The sequence below is a fragment of the Xenorhabdus sp. SGI 60 genome, assembly GCF_056632175.1.
In genome coordinates this window covers 164033-181041 of record NZ_CP196860.1, presented here as the reverse complement: position 1 = coordinate 181041, position 17009 = coordinate 164033, and the positions used below count along the sequence as shown (strand labels likewise).

12 protein-coding genes and 1 pseudogene are annotated in these 17009 nt (G+C 45.4%); 9 read left to right on the top strand and 4 right to left on the bottom strand.

Annotation, left to right across the window (positions count from 1 at the left end):
* The first annotated feature begins 83 nt into the window (after positions 1-83).
* On the top strand, positions 84-1340 hold the full coding sequence (locus ACSJJG_RS00805; protein WP_481088124.1) for a valine--pyruvate transaminase: 1257 nt from the start codon (positions 84-86) through the stop codon (positions 1338-1340).
* 354 nt (positions 1341-1694) lie between these two features.
* Here ACSJJG_RS00805 and ACSJJG_RS00800 read toward each other — a convergent pair whose 3' ends face one another.
* Complete coding sequence (locus ACSJJG_RS00800) at positions 1695-3356, bottom strand: putative transporter (RefSeq protein WP_481088123.1); 1662 nt, start codon at positions 3354-3356, stop codon at positions 1695-1697.
* A 322-nt stretch (positions 3357-3678) separates the two neighbouring features.
* On the opposite strand from ACSJJG_RS00800, the gene ACSJJG_RS00795 reads away from it, so the two are divergent.
* Positions 3679-4032 (top strand): YceK/YidQ family lipoprotein, encoded by a 354-nt coding sequence (locus ACSJJG_RS00795; protein WP_481088122.1) that lies wholly within the window; start codon positions 3679-3681, stop codon positions 4030-4032.
* An 87-nt stretch (positions 4033-4119) separates the two neighbouring features.
* On the opposite strand, the gene ACSJJG_RS00790 is transcribed toward ACSJJG_RS00795, so the two are convergent.
* Entirely contained in the window at positions 4120-5409 is a 1290-nt protein-coding gene (locus ACSJJG_RS00790) for a YidR family protein (RefSeq protein WP_481088121.1), read from the bottom strand.
* Between the two features lie 135 nt (positions 5410-5544).
* Here ACSJJG_RS00790 and ACSJJG_RS00785 point away from each other — a divergent pair, with 135 nt between their 5' ends.
* Positions 5545-6162 (top strand): trimeric intracellular cation channel family protein, encoded by a 618-nt coding sequence (locus ACSJJG_RS00785; protein ID WP_481088120.1) that lies wholly within the window; start codon positions 5545-5547, stop codon positions 6160-6162.
* 34 nt (positions 6163-6196) lie between these two features.
* On the opposite strand, the gene ligB is transcribed toward ACSJJG_RS00785, so the two are convergent.
* Complete coding sequence (gene ligB / locus ACSJJG_RS00780; protein WP_481088119.1) at positions 6197-7918, bottom strand: NAD-dependent DNA ligase LigB; 1722 nt, start codon at positions 7916-7918, stop codon at positions 6197-6199.
* Between the two features lie 406 nt (positions 7919-8324).
* Here ligB and gmk point away from each other — a divergent pair, with 406 nt between their 5' ends.
* The 5 genes and pseudogenes from gmk to recG all read left to right on the top strand — a co-directional run bounded on the left by gmk (position 8325) and on the right by recG (position 14087).
* Complete coding sequence (gene gmk / locus ACSJJG_RS00775) at positions 8325-8948, top strand: guanylate kinase (RefSeq protein WP_481088118.1); 624 nt, start codon at positions 8325-8327, stop codon at positions 8946-8948.
* Between the two features lie 54 nt (positions 8949-9002).
* On the top strand, positions 9003-9278 hold the full coding sequence (gene rpoZ / locus ACSJJG_RS00770; protein WP_481088117.1) for a DNA-directed RNA polymerase subunit omega: 276 nt from the start codon (positions 9003-9005) through the stop codon (positions 9276-9278).
* 18 nt (positions 9279-9296) lie between these two features.
* Complete coding sequence (gene spoT, locus ACSJJG_RS00765) at positions 9297-11411, top strand: bifunctional GTP diphosphokinase/guanosine-3',5'-bis pyrophosphate 3'-pyrophosphohydrolase (RefSeq protein ID WP_481088116.1); 2115 nt, start codon at positions 9297-9299, stop codon at positions 11409-11411.
* A gap of 5 nt (positions 11412-11416) precedes the next feature.
* Positions 11417-11984 (top strand): annotated as a pseudogene (locus ACSJJG_RS00760) (TrmH family RNA methyltransferase).
* Positions 11985-12005: 21 nt separating this feature from the next.
* Positions 12006-14087 (top strand): ATP-dependent DNA helicase RecG, encoded by a 2082-nt coding sequence (gene recG / locus ACSJJG_RS00755; protein ID WP_481088115.1) that lies wholly within the window; start codon positions 12006-12008, stop codon positions 14085-14087.
* Positions 14088-14154: 67 nt separating this feature from the next.
* Here recG and gltS read toward each other — a convergent pair whose 3' ends face one another.
* Positions 14155-15369, bottom strand: a complete 1215-nt coding sequence (gltS, locus tag ACSJJG_RS00750; RefSeq protein ID WP_481088114.1) for a sodium/glutamate symporter — start codon at positions 15367-15369, stop codon at positions 14155-14157.
* Between the two features lie 241 nt (positions 15370-15610).
* Between gltS and ACSJJG_RS00745 the strand changes: the two genes are divergently transcribed.
* Complete coding sequence (locus ACSJJG_RS00745; RefSeq protein ID WP_481088113.1) at positions 15611-16996, top strand: uracil-xanthine permease family protein; 1386 nt, start codon at positions 15611-15613, stop codon at positions 16994-16996.
* Positions 16997-17009 lie beyond the last annotated feature (13 nt).

Below are 17009 nucleotides of genomic sequence, written 5' to 3'. Positions count from 1 at the left end.
ATATCCGTTTTACCCCATTGCGCCCTGATAGTGTGCAGGGTATGGTGTTTTCTTCTCATACAAAAACAGACGCAAACGCCACTATGAAATTTTCGCAATTCGGAAACAAATTTACACAAGATTCAGGGATTACCCGTCTGATGGAGGATCTCAATCAGGGCCTGAGAACACCTGGCGCAATTATGTTAGGCGGTGGCAATCCTGCACATATCCCAGAAATGGATGCCTATTTCCAGCAGATATTGACTGACATGGCGTTAGACGGTCAATTAAGCGAAACACTATGTAACTATGACGGGCCACAAGGGAAAAACACCTTAATAGCGGCATTGGCCCAGGAGCTAAGAGAAAAGCTCGACTGGGATATCCACCCACAGAATATTGCCCTGACCAATGGCAGCCAAAGCGCCTTTTTCTATCTGTTTAACTTATTGGCCGGTCGCGCTGAAGATGGTTCAATGAAGCGCGTTTTATTTCCTCTTGCTCCAGAATATATTGGCTATTCCGATTCAGGTTTGGATGAAGGATTATTTGTTGCTAATAAACCGAATATTGAATTACTACCCAACGGTCAATTCAAATATCACGTTGATTTCGATAACCTGAATATTACCGAAGACATTAACCTGATTTGCGTCTCTCGTCCCACTAACCCAACCGGTAATGTGATCACCGATGAAGAATTACTGCGCCTGGATAGTCTGGCTCAACAGCATCAAATCCCCTTATTGATAGACAATGCCTACGGTGTACCCTTCCCCGGTATTATCTTCAACGAAGCTACGCCGCTGTGGAATCACAATGTTATTTTGTGCATGAGTCTGTCCAAACTCGGACTACCAGGCTCCCGTTGCGGTATCATCATCGCCAATGAAAAAATCATCAATGCTATCAGTAACATGAATGGCATTATCAGCTTGTCTCCTGGAGGGGTAGGGCCGGCCATCGCTCTGGAAATGATTAAACGTAACGATCTGTTCCGCCTGTCACAAAATGTTATTCAACCGTTTTACAAACAGCGGGTAGATAACGTGATTACCATCATTCGTCGCCACATCTCGGAAGATCGCTGCCTTATCCATAAACCGGAAGGTGCCATATTTCTCTGGCTCTGGTTCAGAGACTTACCAATCACGACAGAAGAGCTTTATCAACGGTTGAAGAAACGCAACGTGCTGATGGTGCCGGGACATTTCTTCTTTCCGGGACTGGAACACGATTGGTCGCATGCCCATCAATGTATGCGAATGAACTATGTTCCTGATATTGAGAAGATCGAAGAAGGTATTCGTATTCTGTCTGAAGAGATTGAAATAGCACATCAAGATGCAGGACGCTGATCTTACATCGCAATCTGTCCTTAGCAATAAAATAAAAAAAAGCTCCCTCATTTTAGGGGGAGGGAGCAAGATGATAACGAGGACTTTTACCTGCGAACAGGACAGTAGTTATTAGAATCCCAAAAGAATCCTTCACACACAATAGGAAAGGAAAACACTCCTTGTTTTTATACCTTCCCTGAACTGCGTATATTTAACCAGAAAAATATTATTCTAATGAATTGAATAAGCAGGGATTTTTTACTTTAAATTGCCTCTACTATCTCAAATTGAAGCCAAATTAAGATAATTGACCCGCATTCTGTGATCTAAAGCACATTTAATGAATCAAACAATTATACTTAATGAACTAAATCATAAGGCCCAGAAAATAACGGCCAAAATTTGGGGAGACATAATCCTTAAAAACATTGCCAATGGATAAACTGTCGCATATGACAACGCCGCCGCCCCACTGGTGCTATGAATTCCATTAGCAAAAGCCAGGGCGGGAGGATCTGTCATGGCACCTGCCAGCACCCCGCATAAGCTGAGATAATTCATTTTTATAACAACACGTGCCAGCAGGCTTACAACTAACAGGGGGACTATTGTTATCAATGCACCATAACCAATCCATGCCAGCCCTTCGCCATGCACCAGTGTATTAATAAAATTACCGCCAGATTTCAGCCCTACGACCGCCAGAAACATAACAATCCCCAATTCGCGTAATGCAAGGTTCGCACTGGGAGGCATAAACCAATAAAGTTTACCGATCGTGCCAATCCGTCCCAAAATTAACGCAATGACCAAAGGCCCTCCCGCTAACCCCAAGCGTAATGCGGCTGGAAAACCAGGAATAAACAGAGGAATCGAACCTAATAAAACCCCTAACCCTATTCCAATAAATACAGGCAACATCTGAACTTGCTGGAGTTTTTGCTGTGAGTTACCCAAAAGCTTTGTGACAGCTTCTACAGCTTCAGGACGACCGACAATATTCAGGATATCGCCGAACTGTAAACTGGCATTATTACTGGCAACCAGTTCAATTCCTGCACGATTAAGGCGTGTAACGACAACATCATATTTCTGTTTTAAATTGAGCGCCCCAAGCCTCTGGCTCAATACTTCATCATTCGTCACCACAACCCTAACGGATTGAAAAATATCACTGGCAGTAGATAAGGAAACATCAACCTCTTCCCCAATGACCAGCCTGACCTGATTCAACGCTTCCCGCTGCCCTACTAAATAAAGCAGATCCCCACTCTGAATCACGGTAGTTGGTTGGGGAACCATCAACAAATCCTGCCGTTTTAGGCGGGAGCATACCACTGCATCATTATGATTGAGCAACGGAATATCTTGCATCATTAATCCATTTAAATTTGGATTACATACAGCGATATTCATTATCTGGAGCAGTTCTCGCCTCTGATTGTTCTGGTTATCAAACGAATTGGCCTCCTGTTCAATTCTGACTCTGAAAACAAGGCGAACCAACCACATAACCAGCAAAATACCGCAAATTCCCATAGGATAAGCCATCGCATATCCCATACCCATTTGACTAACCAGTGAAGGGTCAGATCCTAAATCTGCCAGAATTTGCTGCCCTGCCCCTAAAGATGGCGTATTTGTCACTGCACCGGAAAAAATACCCAAAATAATGGGTAAAGGAACATCAAACAATTTGTGAATAATTGCAGCAACTAATCCACCAATAATAACAATCAGGACAGCAAGACCATTTAATTTAAGGCCAGAGACCCGCAGGGAAGAAAAAAAGCCCGGCCCAACTTGAATACCAATAGTATAAACAAACAGAATTAAGCCAAATTCCTGAATAAAATGCAGCATGTCATTACTGAGAGACTGAGAATACATCTGGGCAAAATGGCCAATTATAATCCCACCAAACAAAACCCCACCAATTCCAAGACCAATACCCCGTATTCGCCAGTTGCCTATCCATAACCCCAATGCGGCAGACAGTGCCAGCAAGCTCATTGTCAGTGCAATATCACTCATGACCCGCTTCCTTTACCAAAGGTTAATCATTCGGAAAATTAGTCATTTTCCCTTGTTCCCCATAAATGATGGCTTACCACCAATTAAATATTGGCACGAATTAACAGTAAGTTATGTGTTTTAAACCACATATTATGTGCTTTTTAGCGATAAATGCTATAGCAAACTAAATATTACCTGACTATAGTAAATAGTATTAAAAGGTAAACAGCATTAAAGGGTAAATAGCTTTAAAATACCCGTCATGCTTTGGAAAAGTGGCGTTAATAGCGAATAAAGTATCTGGACATTGGCAAATTAACTCATTGAGATCATGGAAACGATGAAAAATTGTAAAGTACTTCTATTACTATGTACCACATTAGGGTGGTTACTGGTTACTGGCTGTTCCAGCATCATGACCCACAGCGGTCCCTATCAAGGTTATTATTCTGGAGCAAAAGCCAATATTGGCATGTTGCAAGATGACAAAACCGGATGGCTTATGAAACCCTTGCTTGCGATCGACCTGCCGTTTTCTGCCTTCTTAGACACGCTTCTGCTTCCCTACGATTATGCTCGTTCCGATCAAGATAGCGCAGAGCAATCCCCCAAACATCGTATAGAGCAGCTCGATAAAACGCCAATCGTCATATTGCCTACACCAGAACCAGAAATTGTAGACCACGATACTTAGAATAAAAACTATGGGCGATATCAGCGTATTATCGGGCATCACCATTAATCGGCAATGCCCATTTTGCTCTATTTGTGTACCCTGTTTTCAGTTTATCCCTGTTTCCACCACAAATATTTGTCGGTAACCGTCAATATCACGCATAAAAGCGACATAGCGATCATCCGGTGATATCACTATCGCATCAGCGGAAGGGGCATCATCAGTGTGCTCTGTTAAGCGCTGCATTTTTCCAGTCTGGCTATCACAGAGAACAACACTATTATCACAAACACAGGCAATAAACAGCCCACGGCTATCCCAGCTAAATGCAGATTGTATGCTGTTTTTGCTGTAAGTTATCTGCATGGGTTCACCACCATTTGGTGAGATATACCATAGCTGGACAATCCCTTTTTCATCTTTCATCAGAAAACAGATTTTATTGCCATCCGGCGATGTTCTTAGCCAATGACGTGGAACCTTCACCACTCCCGGCCAGCGATTATCGTGCGTAAAAGTCAGGCGTTTCTGTTTCACTCCCGCAGGCGGTGCCGGTAATGTTGTTTCTGTACCAGCCAAAGGTTGACCGCCCGCAATGGCATATTCAGCGTTGTTTTCTGGCAGATCAACGAGATAAATTTCCGATATTTTTTCGCCATTGGTGGCGTATGTATCCCCAATAAAAGCCAATGCCCAACGCTGCCATTGACCATTATCTTTGCGATATCCTCGCTGTCCAATCCATCCTTCTTCATAAGCTCGATTGATGTCATCACTGCCGGGGCGCGGACAAGCCGTAGTCTCGCTAACCACAACCGAGAAATAGCTACCACCATATTCTCTCGAATGTTTTTTGGCTGGCATTACAGCTCGCAAAGGAACGGCCACCGCCACATTACGTAAATCAAGCGCAGGATCTAACTCGTGCATCACATGATCATTGTAGGTAAAACTTAGACGACTGCCATCGGGACTGAAAACGTGGACATGTGTTCCACCGCGCAAAGCGCCAGCGGTATAAGGTGAAGTAATATCCATAGCATCAATGTTAATTGCCACATTTGGCTGTATATCGGAAACAATGACACCACGGCGATGATGAAAATCATATTGCCACTGTGCATCTGGTTTTTCCGGGCCATGAATAAAGGCATAACGAACAGGCTCTTGCGGACTTACCGTCACCACGCCGACATGAGCGCCATCCTTTGCCTGATAGATAATTTCAGTTTGCCCATGATTAACATGAATTTTTTCTATCGTTAAACCGGTAAAAGATGCACCATCGGGACGAACATCGTATACCAACCATTGGCTGTCTGGCGTCCAAACATTTATATTAGTTATCTGATGGCTACGGCTATCGAATGTAATCTGACGTTCCTTAAAAACCATTTTACTGCCTCATTTTGCGGGGTTTCGGATAATAAAAACTAATTTTATTCAAATTCAGCTAAAAAATTTCAGTCGAAACGTTATTATTTCAACAGTACCCTTTACTTCTACGTTATATTTCATGTAATTAAATTTATGTTACTCAGTGTCCTTTATATCATTGGTATTACGGCTGAAGCCATGACAGGTGCCCTAGCCGCAGGTCGTCGAAAAATGGATGTATTCGGCGTTATCATTATTGCTTCCGTGACAGCCATCGGTGGTGGCACCGTCCGTGATATTATTTTGGGGCACTATCCCCTCGGCTGGGTAAAAAATCCAGAGTATATAGTGACCGTTGCCTGCGCTGCCGTACTCACTATCTGGGTTGCCCCCATGATGAAACATCTACGCCGTCTGTTTCTCATTCTTGATGCCATTGGCTTAATCGTCTTCTCCATCATCGGTGCCCAAATCGCGTTGGATATGCACTACAGCCCGATTATTGCCGCGATTGCCGCCGTCATCACTGGCGTTTTTGGTGGCGTATTGCGCGATATGTTTTGTAATACCATCCCTTTGGTATTCCAAAAAGAGATTTATGCCGGTGTCTCTTTTGCCGCCGCCTGGCTTTATATTGCCTTACAGCATACGCCATTACCCCCGAACAGCGTCATCTTGATTACGCTTGTTGCGGGACTAGCTGCACGATTAATTGCTATTCGTTATCGCCTTGGTTTACCTATCTTCAATTACGATGGCACAGACCACTGATACCATACCGAACCTCAGGGGCAGCCTTTTGCCCCTATTCACTTAATATCTCTTGTTTATTCTCAATGTCCCGTAAAGACAAAATATGAATTACCACTTTAATCTCAGGATGCTGTAAAAAGGCCAAGATTTTTTCTCTTTGTTTTACTGTTAATGCGTTTTTCGTTTTTGCATCGGATAATATCGTTTCCCACTGCCATCCCCGTTTATCTGCTTGTTTATCCGTAAAGTGCTTGGCATAAGGCAGGCCAATGGCTTCGTACCATAGCGAAAGTGGCTGTAACCTTGCCTGTTGAAATTGGGAGAAGATCAATTCTGCACGTTTATTTCCAATATTGGTCACTCTCTCAAGCTTTTCCTTATCCAAATCCAGCCAATCCGTTAAATTTGCCACCAGACCATGTTTTACCAACGCTGACCACGTTCCTTGTCCAATGCCTTTCATTTTCAATTTTTCCCCAAGCCATGTCAGGCGAGCGATAAACTGTTGCTGGCAATAATGATCATCATTAATTTTATTTTGATGATCGAATGTCAGGCAGCTCAGGAAATGATAATCCTGCTCATTAGGTGGTTGAATATCTGGGCGTTCCGCCATACGCCACACCACTTTATCGAGTTTGGGGATACCATGCCCCGCCAATGCTACCGTAATTTTATCGCCAGGATAGACATTCCACTGGGTCCAACGTTTGATCGAACCGATGTTGACTCGACTCACCTGTCGATCATCCACCTTTACTTTTTCCAGCTCTAATACAACGGATATTCTCCCTGTCCGGCCTATTGTGAAATTAACACCTTTTACAGTTGTCATTTGCTGCCGCAGTGGATATTTCCATGCAATCGCCCAACTGTTTGATGCGGCTCGCCATTGCCGGCCGGTCGGTTCAACCTCTTGGCGTAACACAACACCATCCGTAGCAAAAGGGAGGGGTCGGACAAAATAATCTTTCCATCTTTTTTCGGCATCTTCTGCTGTGGCAATGGGGTGGCTATATTGCTGTGTGATGGGGAAACCCATTTCTGCCAATTTTTCCAGTTTCACCGCCATTTCATTTGGCCCATCCGGCCAGCCCCAAATAAAAATACCAACTTGTTTCAGTTCCGGTGCTGGAGTTTTACGTATCATTAAGCCCGCAACTTTACTGCGCGCTCCCTGACTCCCCTCAATAAACTGTCGATGCTGTTTCTGCTGCCAGAAAAGTTCACCTTGTAATACCAAATGTTCAGGGGCATTTTTAATCCGCTGAGGAATACTGGGAATAAACGCGCTTTTATCCATCCAGTCTATTCCTTCAATACCATCACCCCGGCTGATTAACTGCACTAATTGACCTTTTTCATACACCAAAGTAGCCGCAACACCATCGATTTTAGGTTGCAGCCACACCCCGGTGCGTCCCTGCAACCACTGTCGAATCTCCTGTATTCCTTTCAACTTAAGCAAGCCTGTATGCTGGACAGGATGAAGCTGTTTCCCTGACTGTATCTCAGATGAAAGCACAGGGATCACAGAAGTATCGGCAACAGGGCTAACATCGAGTAAAGCGCTGTCTGATCCGTGATTTAAACAACTTTGCCAAATTCTCAAGGTTTCCAATAATTGATCGTAAATTTCATCATCTATTTCACTAATTCCCTGCTGGCGATAAAGATAATCCCATTTAGCCACCTGCTGTTTCAGTTGATTAATTTCATACTGAAATTTTTCTTGTGACCAGTCAGGACACTGAACCTTGTTTGCGAATGCCATTGGTATACCAGATAGCAATATCCATACTGTTATTAAAAAACTGATGAGAAAATTAAGCATCCTTGCTCCTTGGTTTCCTTAAAACGGCTTCCTAAAAATTGATTCCCAGACTGATTCCCAAGACATGGGCAGAGAATAAAAAGCAGGAGAATTTTTACCAAGTGGCAAAAAAGAAGTTTGCGAGGCGTTTCGAAAAGTAAATGTGCAATTTCTGCAACCGATTATTTTTGCTGAAAATGTTTCGCAAAAAATCTCATTAATCCCCGTTTGTTAAGAAAATATTTTGGTGAAATACCTGTTGGCATGTATTGTAGCGCTGCATGGATTAACGTATCCGTGTATACTATGCGGGATCTTATATTCCTGCGCTTGCATTTATTTATACCCAATCAGTCAAGAAATCATCATGAACCAAGGAACGTTGTATATTGTTTCTGCGCCGAGTGGAGCAGGCAAATCAAGCCTTATTCAGGCTTTATTAAAAACCCAGCCCTTGTATGACACTCAAGTTTCTGTTTCGCATACAACGCGGCAAGCTCGCCCAGGCGAAAATCATGGTGAACACTATTTTTTCGTCACAGTGGATGAATTTCAAAATATGATCAACCAAGATGAATTTTTGGAATATGCCTGTGTTTTTGGTAACTATTACGGCACATCCCGAAAAGTCATCGAAAATACACTCGCCAGTGGCGTTGATGTTTTTCTTGATATTGACTGGCAAGGTGCACAGCAAATCCGCCAGAAAATGCCAATAGCTCGCAGCATTTTCATTCTTCCACCTTCTAAGGAAGAGTTGCTCCGCCGCCTGCGTGGGCGCGGTCAGGACAGCGAAGAAATCATTGCCAAACGCATGGCTCAGGCTGTCGCGGAAATGGAACACTACAACGAATATGATTACGTCATCATCAATGACGATTTCAATACGGCACTGGCCGATTTACAATCTATTATTCGTTCAGAGCGTCTACGATTAGATCGTCAGACCCAGCGGCATGATGCCTTAATCAGCAAATTATTGGCAGACTGAACTAAGTTTCAGTATTATGCCCAGTCATTTATTTATCTGTGGAGTAGCACACATATGGCACGCGTAACTGTTCAAGACGCAGTAGAAAAAATTGGTAACCGTTTTGACCTGGTGTTGGTCGCTGCTCGCCGAGCACGCCAATTGCAAGTAGGTGGCAAAGATCCCCTCGTTCCAGAAGAAAACGATAAGATGACTGTTATCGCCCTGCGTGAAATCGAGCAAGGTCTCATCAACAACAAAATTCTCAATGTTCGTGAGCGCCAGGAACAGCAAGAGCAAGAAGCCGCAGAAATCAAAGCCGTTTCTGCCATCGCTGAAGGTCGTCGTTAATTTTACGGTAGGTCTGCCTTGTACCTGTTTGAAAGCCTGAATCAGCTGGTTCTGAAATATTTGCCTGAAGATCAAATTGATCTGCTTAAACAGGCCTATGTGGTTGCGCGGGATGCCCACGAAGGGCAAACCCGCTCCAGCGGTGAGCCATACATCACTCACCCCGTCGCCGTTTCCTGTATTTTGGCTGAAATGCGCCTTGACCATGAAACACTTATGGCGGCACTTTTGCATGATGTCATTGAAGATACCCCTGCAACATTTCAGGATATAGAACAGTTATTTGGCACGGCTGTTGCCGGATTGGTGGAAGGTGTATCCAAGCTGGATAAGCTCAACTTCCGTGATAAAAAGGAAGCACAGGCTGAAAACTTCCGCAAAATGATCATGGCGATGGTACAGGATATCCGCGTCATTTTGATCAAACTGGCAGACCGTACGCACAATATGCGAACCCTTGGCTCCCTGCGCCCCGATAAACGGCGGCGCATTGCCAGGGAAACGCTGGAAATTTATAGTCCGCTGGCTCATCGTCTGGGTATTCATCACCTAAAAACCGAGCTGGAGGAACTGGGGTTTGAGGCCCTGTATCCAAACCGCTACCGCGTAATCAAAGAAGTTGTGAAAGCCGCTCGCGGTAATCGCAAAGAGATGATCCAGAAAATTCTGTCGGAGATTGAAGGCAGGTTAACGGATGCCGGTATCAAATGCGCAGTCAGTGGCCGCGAAAAACATCTCTATTCGATCTATCGTAAGATGCGTCTGAAAGAGCAGCGTTTCCATTCCATTATGGATATTTACGCCTTTCGTGTCATCGTCAATAATCTTGATACCTGCTATCGCGTACTGGGGCAAATGCACAGTTTGTACAAGCCACGCCCGGGTAGAGTGAAAGATTATATTGCCATCCCCAAAGCCAACGGCTACCAATCCCTCCATACTTCCCTGATAGGCCCGCATGGAGTACCCGTCGAAGTTCAGATCCGCACCGAAGATATGGATCAAATGGCGGAAATGGGGGTTGCCGCACACTGGGCCTATAAAGAACAAGGGGAATCCGGTACAACTGCGCAAGTTCGTGCCCAGCGCTGGATGCAAAGCTTGCTGGAACTCCAGCAAAGTGCCGGCAGCTCTTTTGAATTTATTGAAAGCGTTAAATCTGATTTGTTCCCTGATGAGATTTATGTTTTTACCCCTGAAGGACGAATTGTTGAGTTACCGGCTGGCGCAACCCCTGTCGATTTTGCCTATGCCGTCCATACCGATATCGGCCACGCCTGTGTTGGTGCACGCGTTGATCGTCTGCCTTATCCTCTCTCACAAACGCTTAGCAGTGGGCAAACGGTCGAAATTATTACTGCACCCGGTGCCCGCCCTAATGCGGCATGGCTGAACTTTGTCGTTAGTTCCAAAGCACGCGCCAAAATTCGCCAGTTACTGAAAAACCTGAAACGGGATGATTCCATTAGTCTGGGGCGTCGTTTACTCAATCATGCACTCGGTAACGGCACAAAAATTACCGATATTCCGCAAGAAAATATCAATAAAGAGCTGGTAAGAATGAAGCTCGCTACTTTGGATGATCTGCTGGCGGAAATCGGATTGGGTAATGCCATGAGCGTGGTTGTCGCCCGCAACTTATTATTGGGTTCACCAGAAAAAATACCAAACAACAACGGCAATCCTTCCCGTAAGCTGCCTATCAAGGGCGCTGATGGTATTCTGATTACTTTTGCCAAATGTTGTCGCCCCATTCCAGGCGACCCGATTATTGCCCATATCAGCCCCGGAAAAGGTTTAGTCATCCACCACGAATCCTGTCGCAATATCCGTGGATATCAGAAAGAACCGGAAAAATTCATGCCTGTTGAGTGGGATAAAGATATCAATAGCGATTTTATTGCTGAAATTAAAGTCGATATGTTTAACCATCAGGGGGCATTGGCAAATCTGACTGCGGCCATTAACGATGTAAACTCCAGTATTCAAAGCATGAATACAGAGGAGAAAGATGGCCGTGTCTATTGTGCTTTCATCAGGCTGACGACCAAAGACCGTATTCAGCTGGCGAATATCATGCGTAAGATACGTATCATGCCAGACGTGATGCGAGTCAGCCGTAACCGAAACTAGAGGTTATGAATCCTAAACGTTACGCACGCATTTGCCAGATGATGGCAATGCGTCAACCTGACCTGACAATCTGTTTAGAAGAAGTTCACAAACCCCACTACGTATCCATCGCTATTCGTACTGCGGATGCTGTTGGTATTCATCAAATCCATGCTATCTGGCCTACTGAGCAATTAAGAACCCAGCTATCTTCGGCTGCGGGCAGTAATAGCTGGGTTCAGGTGAAAACGCATTTCACGATTGAACAAGCTATTCACCAATTTAAATCTGATGGAATGCAAGTGCTGGCAACCCATCTTTCTGATAAGGCCGTCGACTTCCGTCAAATTGATTACACTAAACCTACCTGCATCATTATGGGACAGGAGAAAAGTGGTTCTGCCGGAAGAGGAGCAGCAAAGGTTACTGTTCAAAGGAGGGTATCCCGTGTTAGCCGCCGTTTCTCGCCGTAAAGGCCTGGAACAACCTTTGATAGATAAGCAAGGGCAAATCATCGCAAGTGGGTCATGGTGGTCAGCTATGCAAGTAACATCAGCCGCGCAAAAAACAACTGCACCATCAGCAAGGAAATAATCACACTGACGGAGAAATCGTATGAAAGGCCAACTACTTGATGCCATCCCCTTAACCATGTTACGTGGCGTTGGAGCCAATCAGGTCACTAAGCTCGCTAAGTTAGGGTTGGTCAATCTACAGGATCTGCTTTTTCACTTGCCGCTCCGCTATGAGGATCAAACCCGCCTGTATACCATTAATGAATTATTGCCCGGCATTTATGCTACGGTAACAGGTGAAATATTACGCACCAGTGTGGCATTTGGGCGGCGGCGCATCATGACCTGCCAAATCAGTGATGGCACAGGTATATTGACTCTGCGTTTTTTCAATTTTACTGCCGCCATGAAAAATAATCTGGCCGCGGGAAAGCACGTTGTTGCTTATGGGGAAATTCGTCGCGGGAATCAAGGGCCGGAGATTATCCATCCTGAATATAAAGTCCAGCAACACGCCAACCACATCCAACTGCAAGAAACGTTAACTCCCATCTATCCCACGACCGAGGGAGTGCGTCAGACAACGCTGCGCAAGTTAATCGATCAGGCATTGGAAATATTAGACACCTGCGCCATCAATGAATTGCTGCCGGAAGAATTCAGCCGGAAGATCATCAGACTGCCCGATGCACTGCGTACATTGCACCACCCTCCACCGGAGACTTCTCTGGCCGATTTGGAGAATGGCCGACATCCGGCTCAACGAAGGTTAATTCTGGAAGAGTTGCTGGCACATCATTTAAGTATGTTGGCAGCCAGGGCTGGAACCCAGCGCTTTCATGCATACCCCCTAACGGCAGATGATTCGCTGAAGCAGAAGCTCCTGAGCCAATTACCATTCTCACCCACAGGCGCACAAGTCCGTGTTGTTGCAGAAATAGAACATGATTTGGCAAAAAATGTCCCCATGATGCGCCTGATACAAGGGGATGTCGGTTCGGGGAAAACATTGGTGGCAGCGCTGGCAGCCGTTCGAGCCATTGTTCACGACAAGCAAGTGGCTCTGATGGCACCAACTGAACTTTTGGCAGAGCAACATGCCAATACCTTCCGCCAATGGCTTGAACCGCTCGGTATTCAGGTCGGTTGGTTGGCTGGCAAGCAGAAAGGTAAGGCGCGTCTGGCACAGCAAGAGGCGATAGCAAGCGGTCAAGTGAGCATGGTTGTCGGTACTCATGCCATATTTCAGGAGCAGGTAAAATTTGCAGGATTGGCACTGATTATCATTGATGAGCAACATCGATTCGGTGTTCATCAACGTCTGGCATTATGGGAAAAAGGACGCGAACAAGGCTTCCATCCCCATCAATTGATCATGACAGCGACCCCTATTCCACGCACATTGGCAATGACCGCCTACGCCGATCTGGATACCTCCGTCATTGATGAATTGCCACCAGGCCGAACGCCAGTCACCACCGTGGCCATCCCAGATACTCGCCGGAACGACATTATCCAACGTATCAAAAGCGCCTGTCTGGATGAAGGCCGTCAGGCTTACTGGGTGTGTACCCTGATCGAAGATTCGGAGGTACTGGAAGCACAAGCCGCACAGGCGACCAGCGAAGAGCTGACACTGGCGTTGCCTGAATTGAAAATTGGCTTAGTGCATGGGCGGATGAAACCGGCAGAAAAACAAGCCGTCATGGAGGCGTTCAAGCAAGGTGAAATACAATTGCTGGTTGCCACCACAGTCATTGAAGTCGGGGTGGATGTGCCTAATGCCAGCCTGATGATTATTGATAACCCCGAACGACTGGGATTGGCTCAGTTGCACCAGCTTAGAGGGCGCGTCGGGCGAGGAGCTATCGCTTCACACTGTGTCCTGCTTTATAAAACCCCATTGACCCATACAGCCAAAATTCGCCTGCAAGTTTTACGCGACAGCAATGATGGTTTTGTGATTGCCCAGAAAGATTTGGCGATCCGCGGGCCAGGTGAACTGCTGGGTACACGCCAAACAGGTAATGCAGAATTCAGGATCGCGGATTTATTGCGCGACCAAAGTATGCTGCCCGAAGTTCAGCGTATCGGCCGCTATATCCACCAGTATTATCCTGAACACGCCAAAGCGCTGATTGAGCGCTGGTTGCCGGATAGTTCCCAATACAGCCATGCTTAAGTTCCAGCCGCTGAGTATTTCAGCGGCATATTCGCCAAGATATCAGGCAAGACAAAAGTGTATTAATTTAACCTGCTACAGATGGGAACATCGGTAATAACAGATACAATTTGATGACGGTAGCATTAACGATATCAATAAAGAATGCCCCCACCATAGGTACGAGTAAGAATGCCACATGCGATGGCCCAAAACGGTCAGTGATTGCTTGCATATTCGCGATGGCTGTTGGTGTTGCACCTAAGCCAAAACCACAGTGACCGGCTGACAATACTGCCGCATCGAAATTCTTACCCATTATGCGATAAGTAACGAAAACAGCATACAAAGCCATAACCAAAGTCTGCACGGCAAGAATGATCAACATTGGCAGCGCAAGGGAAGCCAGTTGCCACAGTTTCAAGCTCATCAATGCCATTGCCAGGAACAGCGATAAACTGACGTTACCCAATACCGACACCGCTCGGTCAAATACCCGATAAAAACCAAGCAAAGATAGACCGTTACTAAGAATGACACCAACAAACAGGACACATACGAATGTCGGCAATTCAAAGGCCGTGCCTTGTAGCAGTTTCTCAATAAACCTACCCGCCAATAAGCAAATGGAAATCATAGCAATAGTTTCCACCATCACTAATGGTGTAATAAGCCGACCAGTATAAGGTTTTTCAAATGCCGTCGGCAGCTCGGTATCCTCAGCCCCCAACCCTGGCGTTTTGGTATTTTTCACCAACATGCGGGCAACCGGACCACCAATCAGGCCACCTAAAACCAGGCCAAATGTTGCACATGCCATTGCCACTTCTTTAGCATTTTCAAAGCCATAACGTTCAGTGAATACCTTGCCCCAAGCACCACCTGTTCCATGCCCACCAGATAGTGTAATGGAGCCTGCTAGCAATCCCATTAATGGATCAAGGCCAAGCATTTTCGCCAATGCGATGCCCACGGTGTTCTGTACAAATAACAGGCCAACAACCACGCAGACAAAAATGACCAAAGATTTTCCGCCGGCTTTCAGGCTGGCAAGGTTAGCGTTCAAGCCGATTGTGGCAAAGAACATCAACATGAGAGGCTCTTGGAGAGATAAATCAAAACTGACTTCCCAGCCTATAGATTGTTTAACTGCCAGCAGAACTAATGCAACCAATAATCCACCTGCGACTGGCTCCGGGATCGTATATTTCTCAAGGAATGGGACTGATTGTACGAGTTTTCTTCCTAGTAGCAAAACCAGTGTGGCAGCAACGAGCGTGCCATAAATATCCAGATGATACATTGATGTACCTCATCCATTGTTAATATTATGTGAACTTAATGTGACGTTATAATCATCCTATAAAAACGCCAAGAGCAGGTAAGGGTTGGATTAGAAATAAAATTACGCATAAACACAAGTTAAAACATTTAAAAATGTGACGGGATTGAACCGTAATTCATGATGAAAACTTAAAGCAAACGATTGCTTTAGTGATAAGAATCATTAAAATGCGCTTTTTGTCTATCTGGAATTTCACAACATGGTCAATTTACCCCGTGAATCCAATTCATCAGAAGTTCCCAATAAATCAAACAACGAACTGATCTATCGTCTGGAAGATAAGCCACCGCTTCCACATGCCTTATTTGCTGCATGCCAACATTTACTGGCCATGTTTGTGGCTGTTATTACGCCAGCGATGTTGATTTGCCAGGCTCTGGGACTTCCAGAACAGGATACCCAACGCATTATCAGTATGTCCCTGTTTGCTTCAGGTTTAGCATCACTGATTCAAATTCGCTCCTGGGGACCCATTGGCTCTGGGTTGCTTTCAATCCAAGGCACCAGCTTTAATTTCGTTGCCCCACTTATTATGGGTGGCCTGGCGTTGAAAAATGGCGGTGCGGATATTCCAACTATGATGGCAGCCCTGTTTGGTACACTGATGCTCGCTTCAATGACGGAAGTGCTGCTCTCACGAGTGTTACATTTGGCAAGACGGATCATTACCCCTCTGGTTTCCGGTATTGTGGTGATGGTTATTGGCTTATCGCTAATTCAAGTGGGATTAACTTCGATTGGTGGCGGTTATTCTGCGATTCAAAACGGCACATTTGGCGCACCTGAAAACTTGCTGCTGGCGGGAGTTGTTCTTGCGGTTATCGTATTGCTGAATCGCCAAAATAACCCTTACTTGCGTGTTGCTTCTCTGGTCATCGCCATGGCAGTGGGGTATCTGCTGGCCTGGTATATGGATAGGTTACCCGTTTCAATACCGCAAGAAGATGCATCAATCATCACAATTCCTTCGCCACTTTATTATGGCTTGTCTTTTGACTGGAATCTGTTGATCCCATTGATTCTGATTTTTATGGTGACATCACTGGAAACAATTGGTGATATCACAGCAACCTCAGATGTCTCCGAGCAACCTGTCAGCGGCCCACTTTACATAAAACGTATCAAGGGCGGTGTGCTGGCAAATGGTCTCAATTCTATGGTTTCAGCCGTGTTCAATACGTTTCCAAACTCCTGTTTTGGCCAGAACAATGGTGTGATCCAGCTAACTGGTGTTGCCAGTCGCCATGTCGGTTACATGATTGCTGCGATGCTGATTCTATTGGGGCTGTTTCCCGCCGTAGCGGGTTTTGTACAACATATTCCTGAGCCTGTTCTGGGAGGGGCAACGATTGTGATGTTTGGCACTATCGCCGCATCTGGTGTCAGAATTGTTTCCCGTGAGTCTCTGAATCGTCGTGCCATTATGATCATCGCACTGTCCCTGGCTGTGGGGTTAGGTGTTTCTCAACAACCATTGATTTTACAGTTTGCCCCTGATTGGGTGAAAAACTTACTCTCTTCAGGCATTGCCGCAGGTGGGTTAACCGCCATTCTGCTTAATCTCATTTTTCCCCAAGAAAAATAGTTAACAGCTTTTT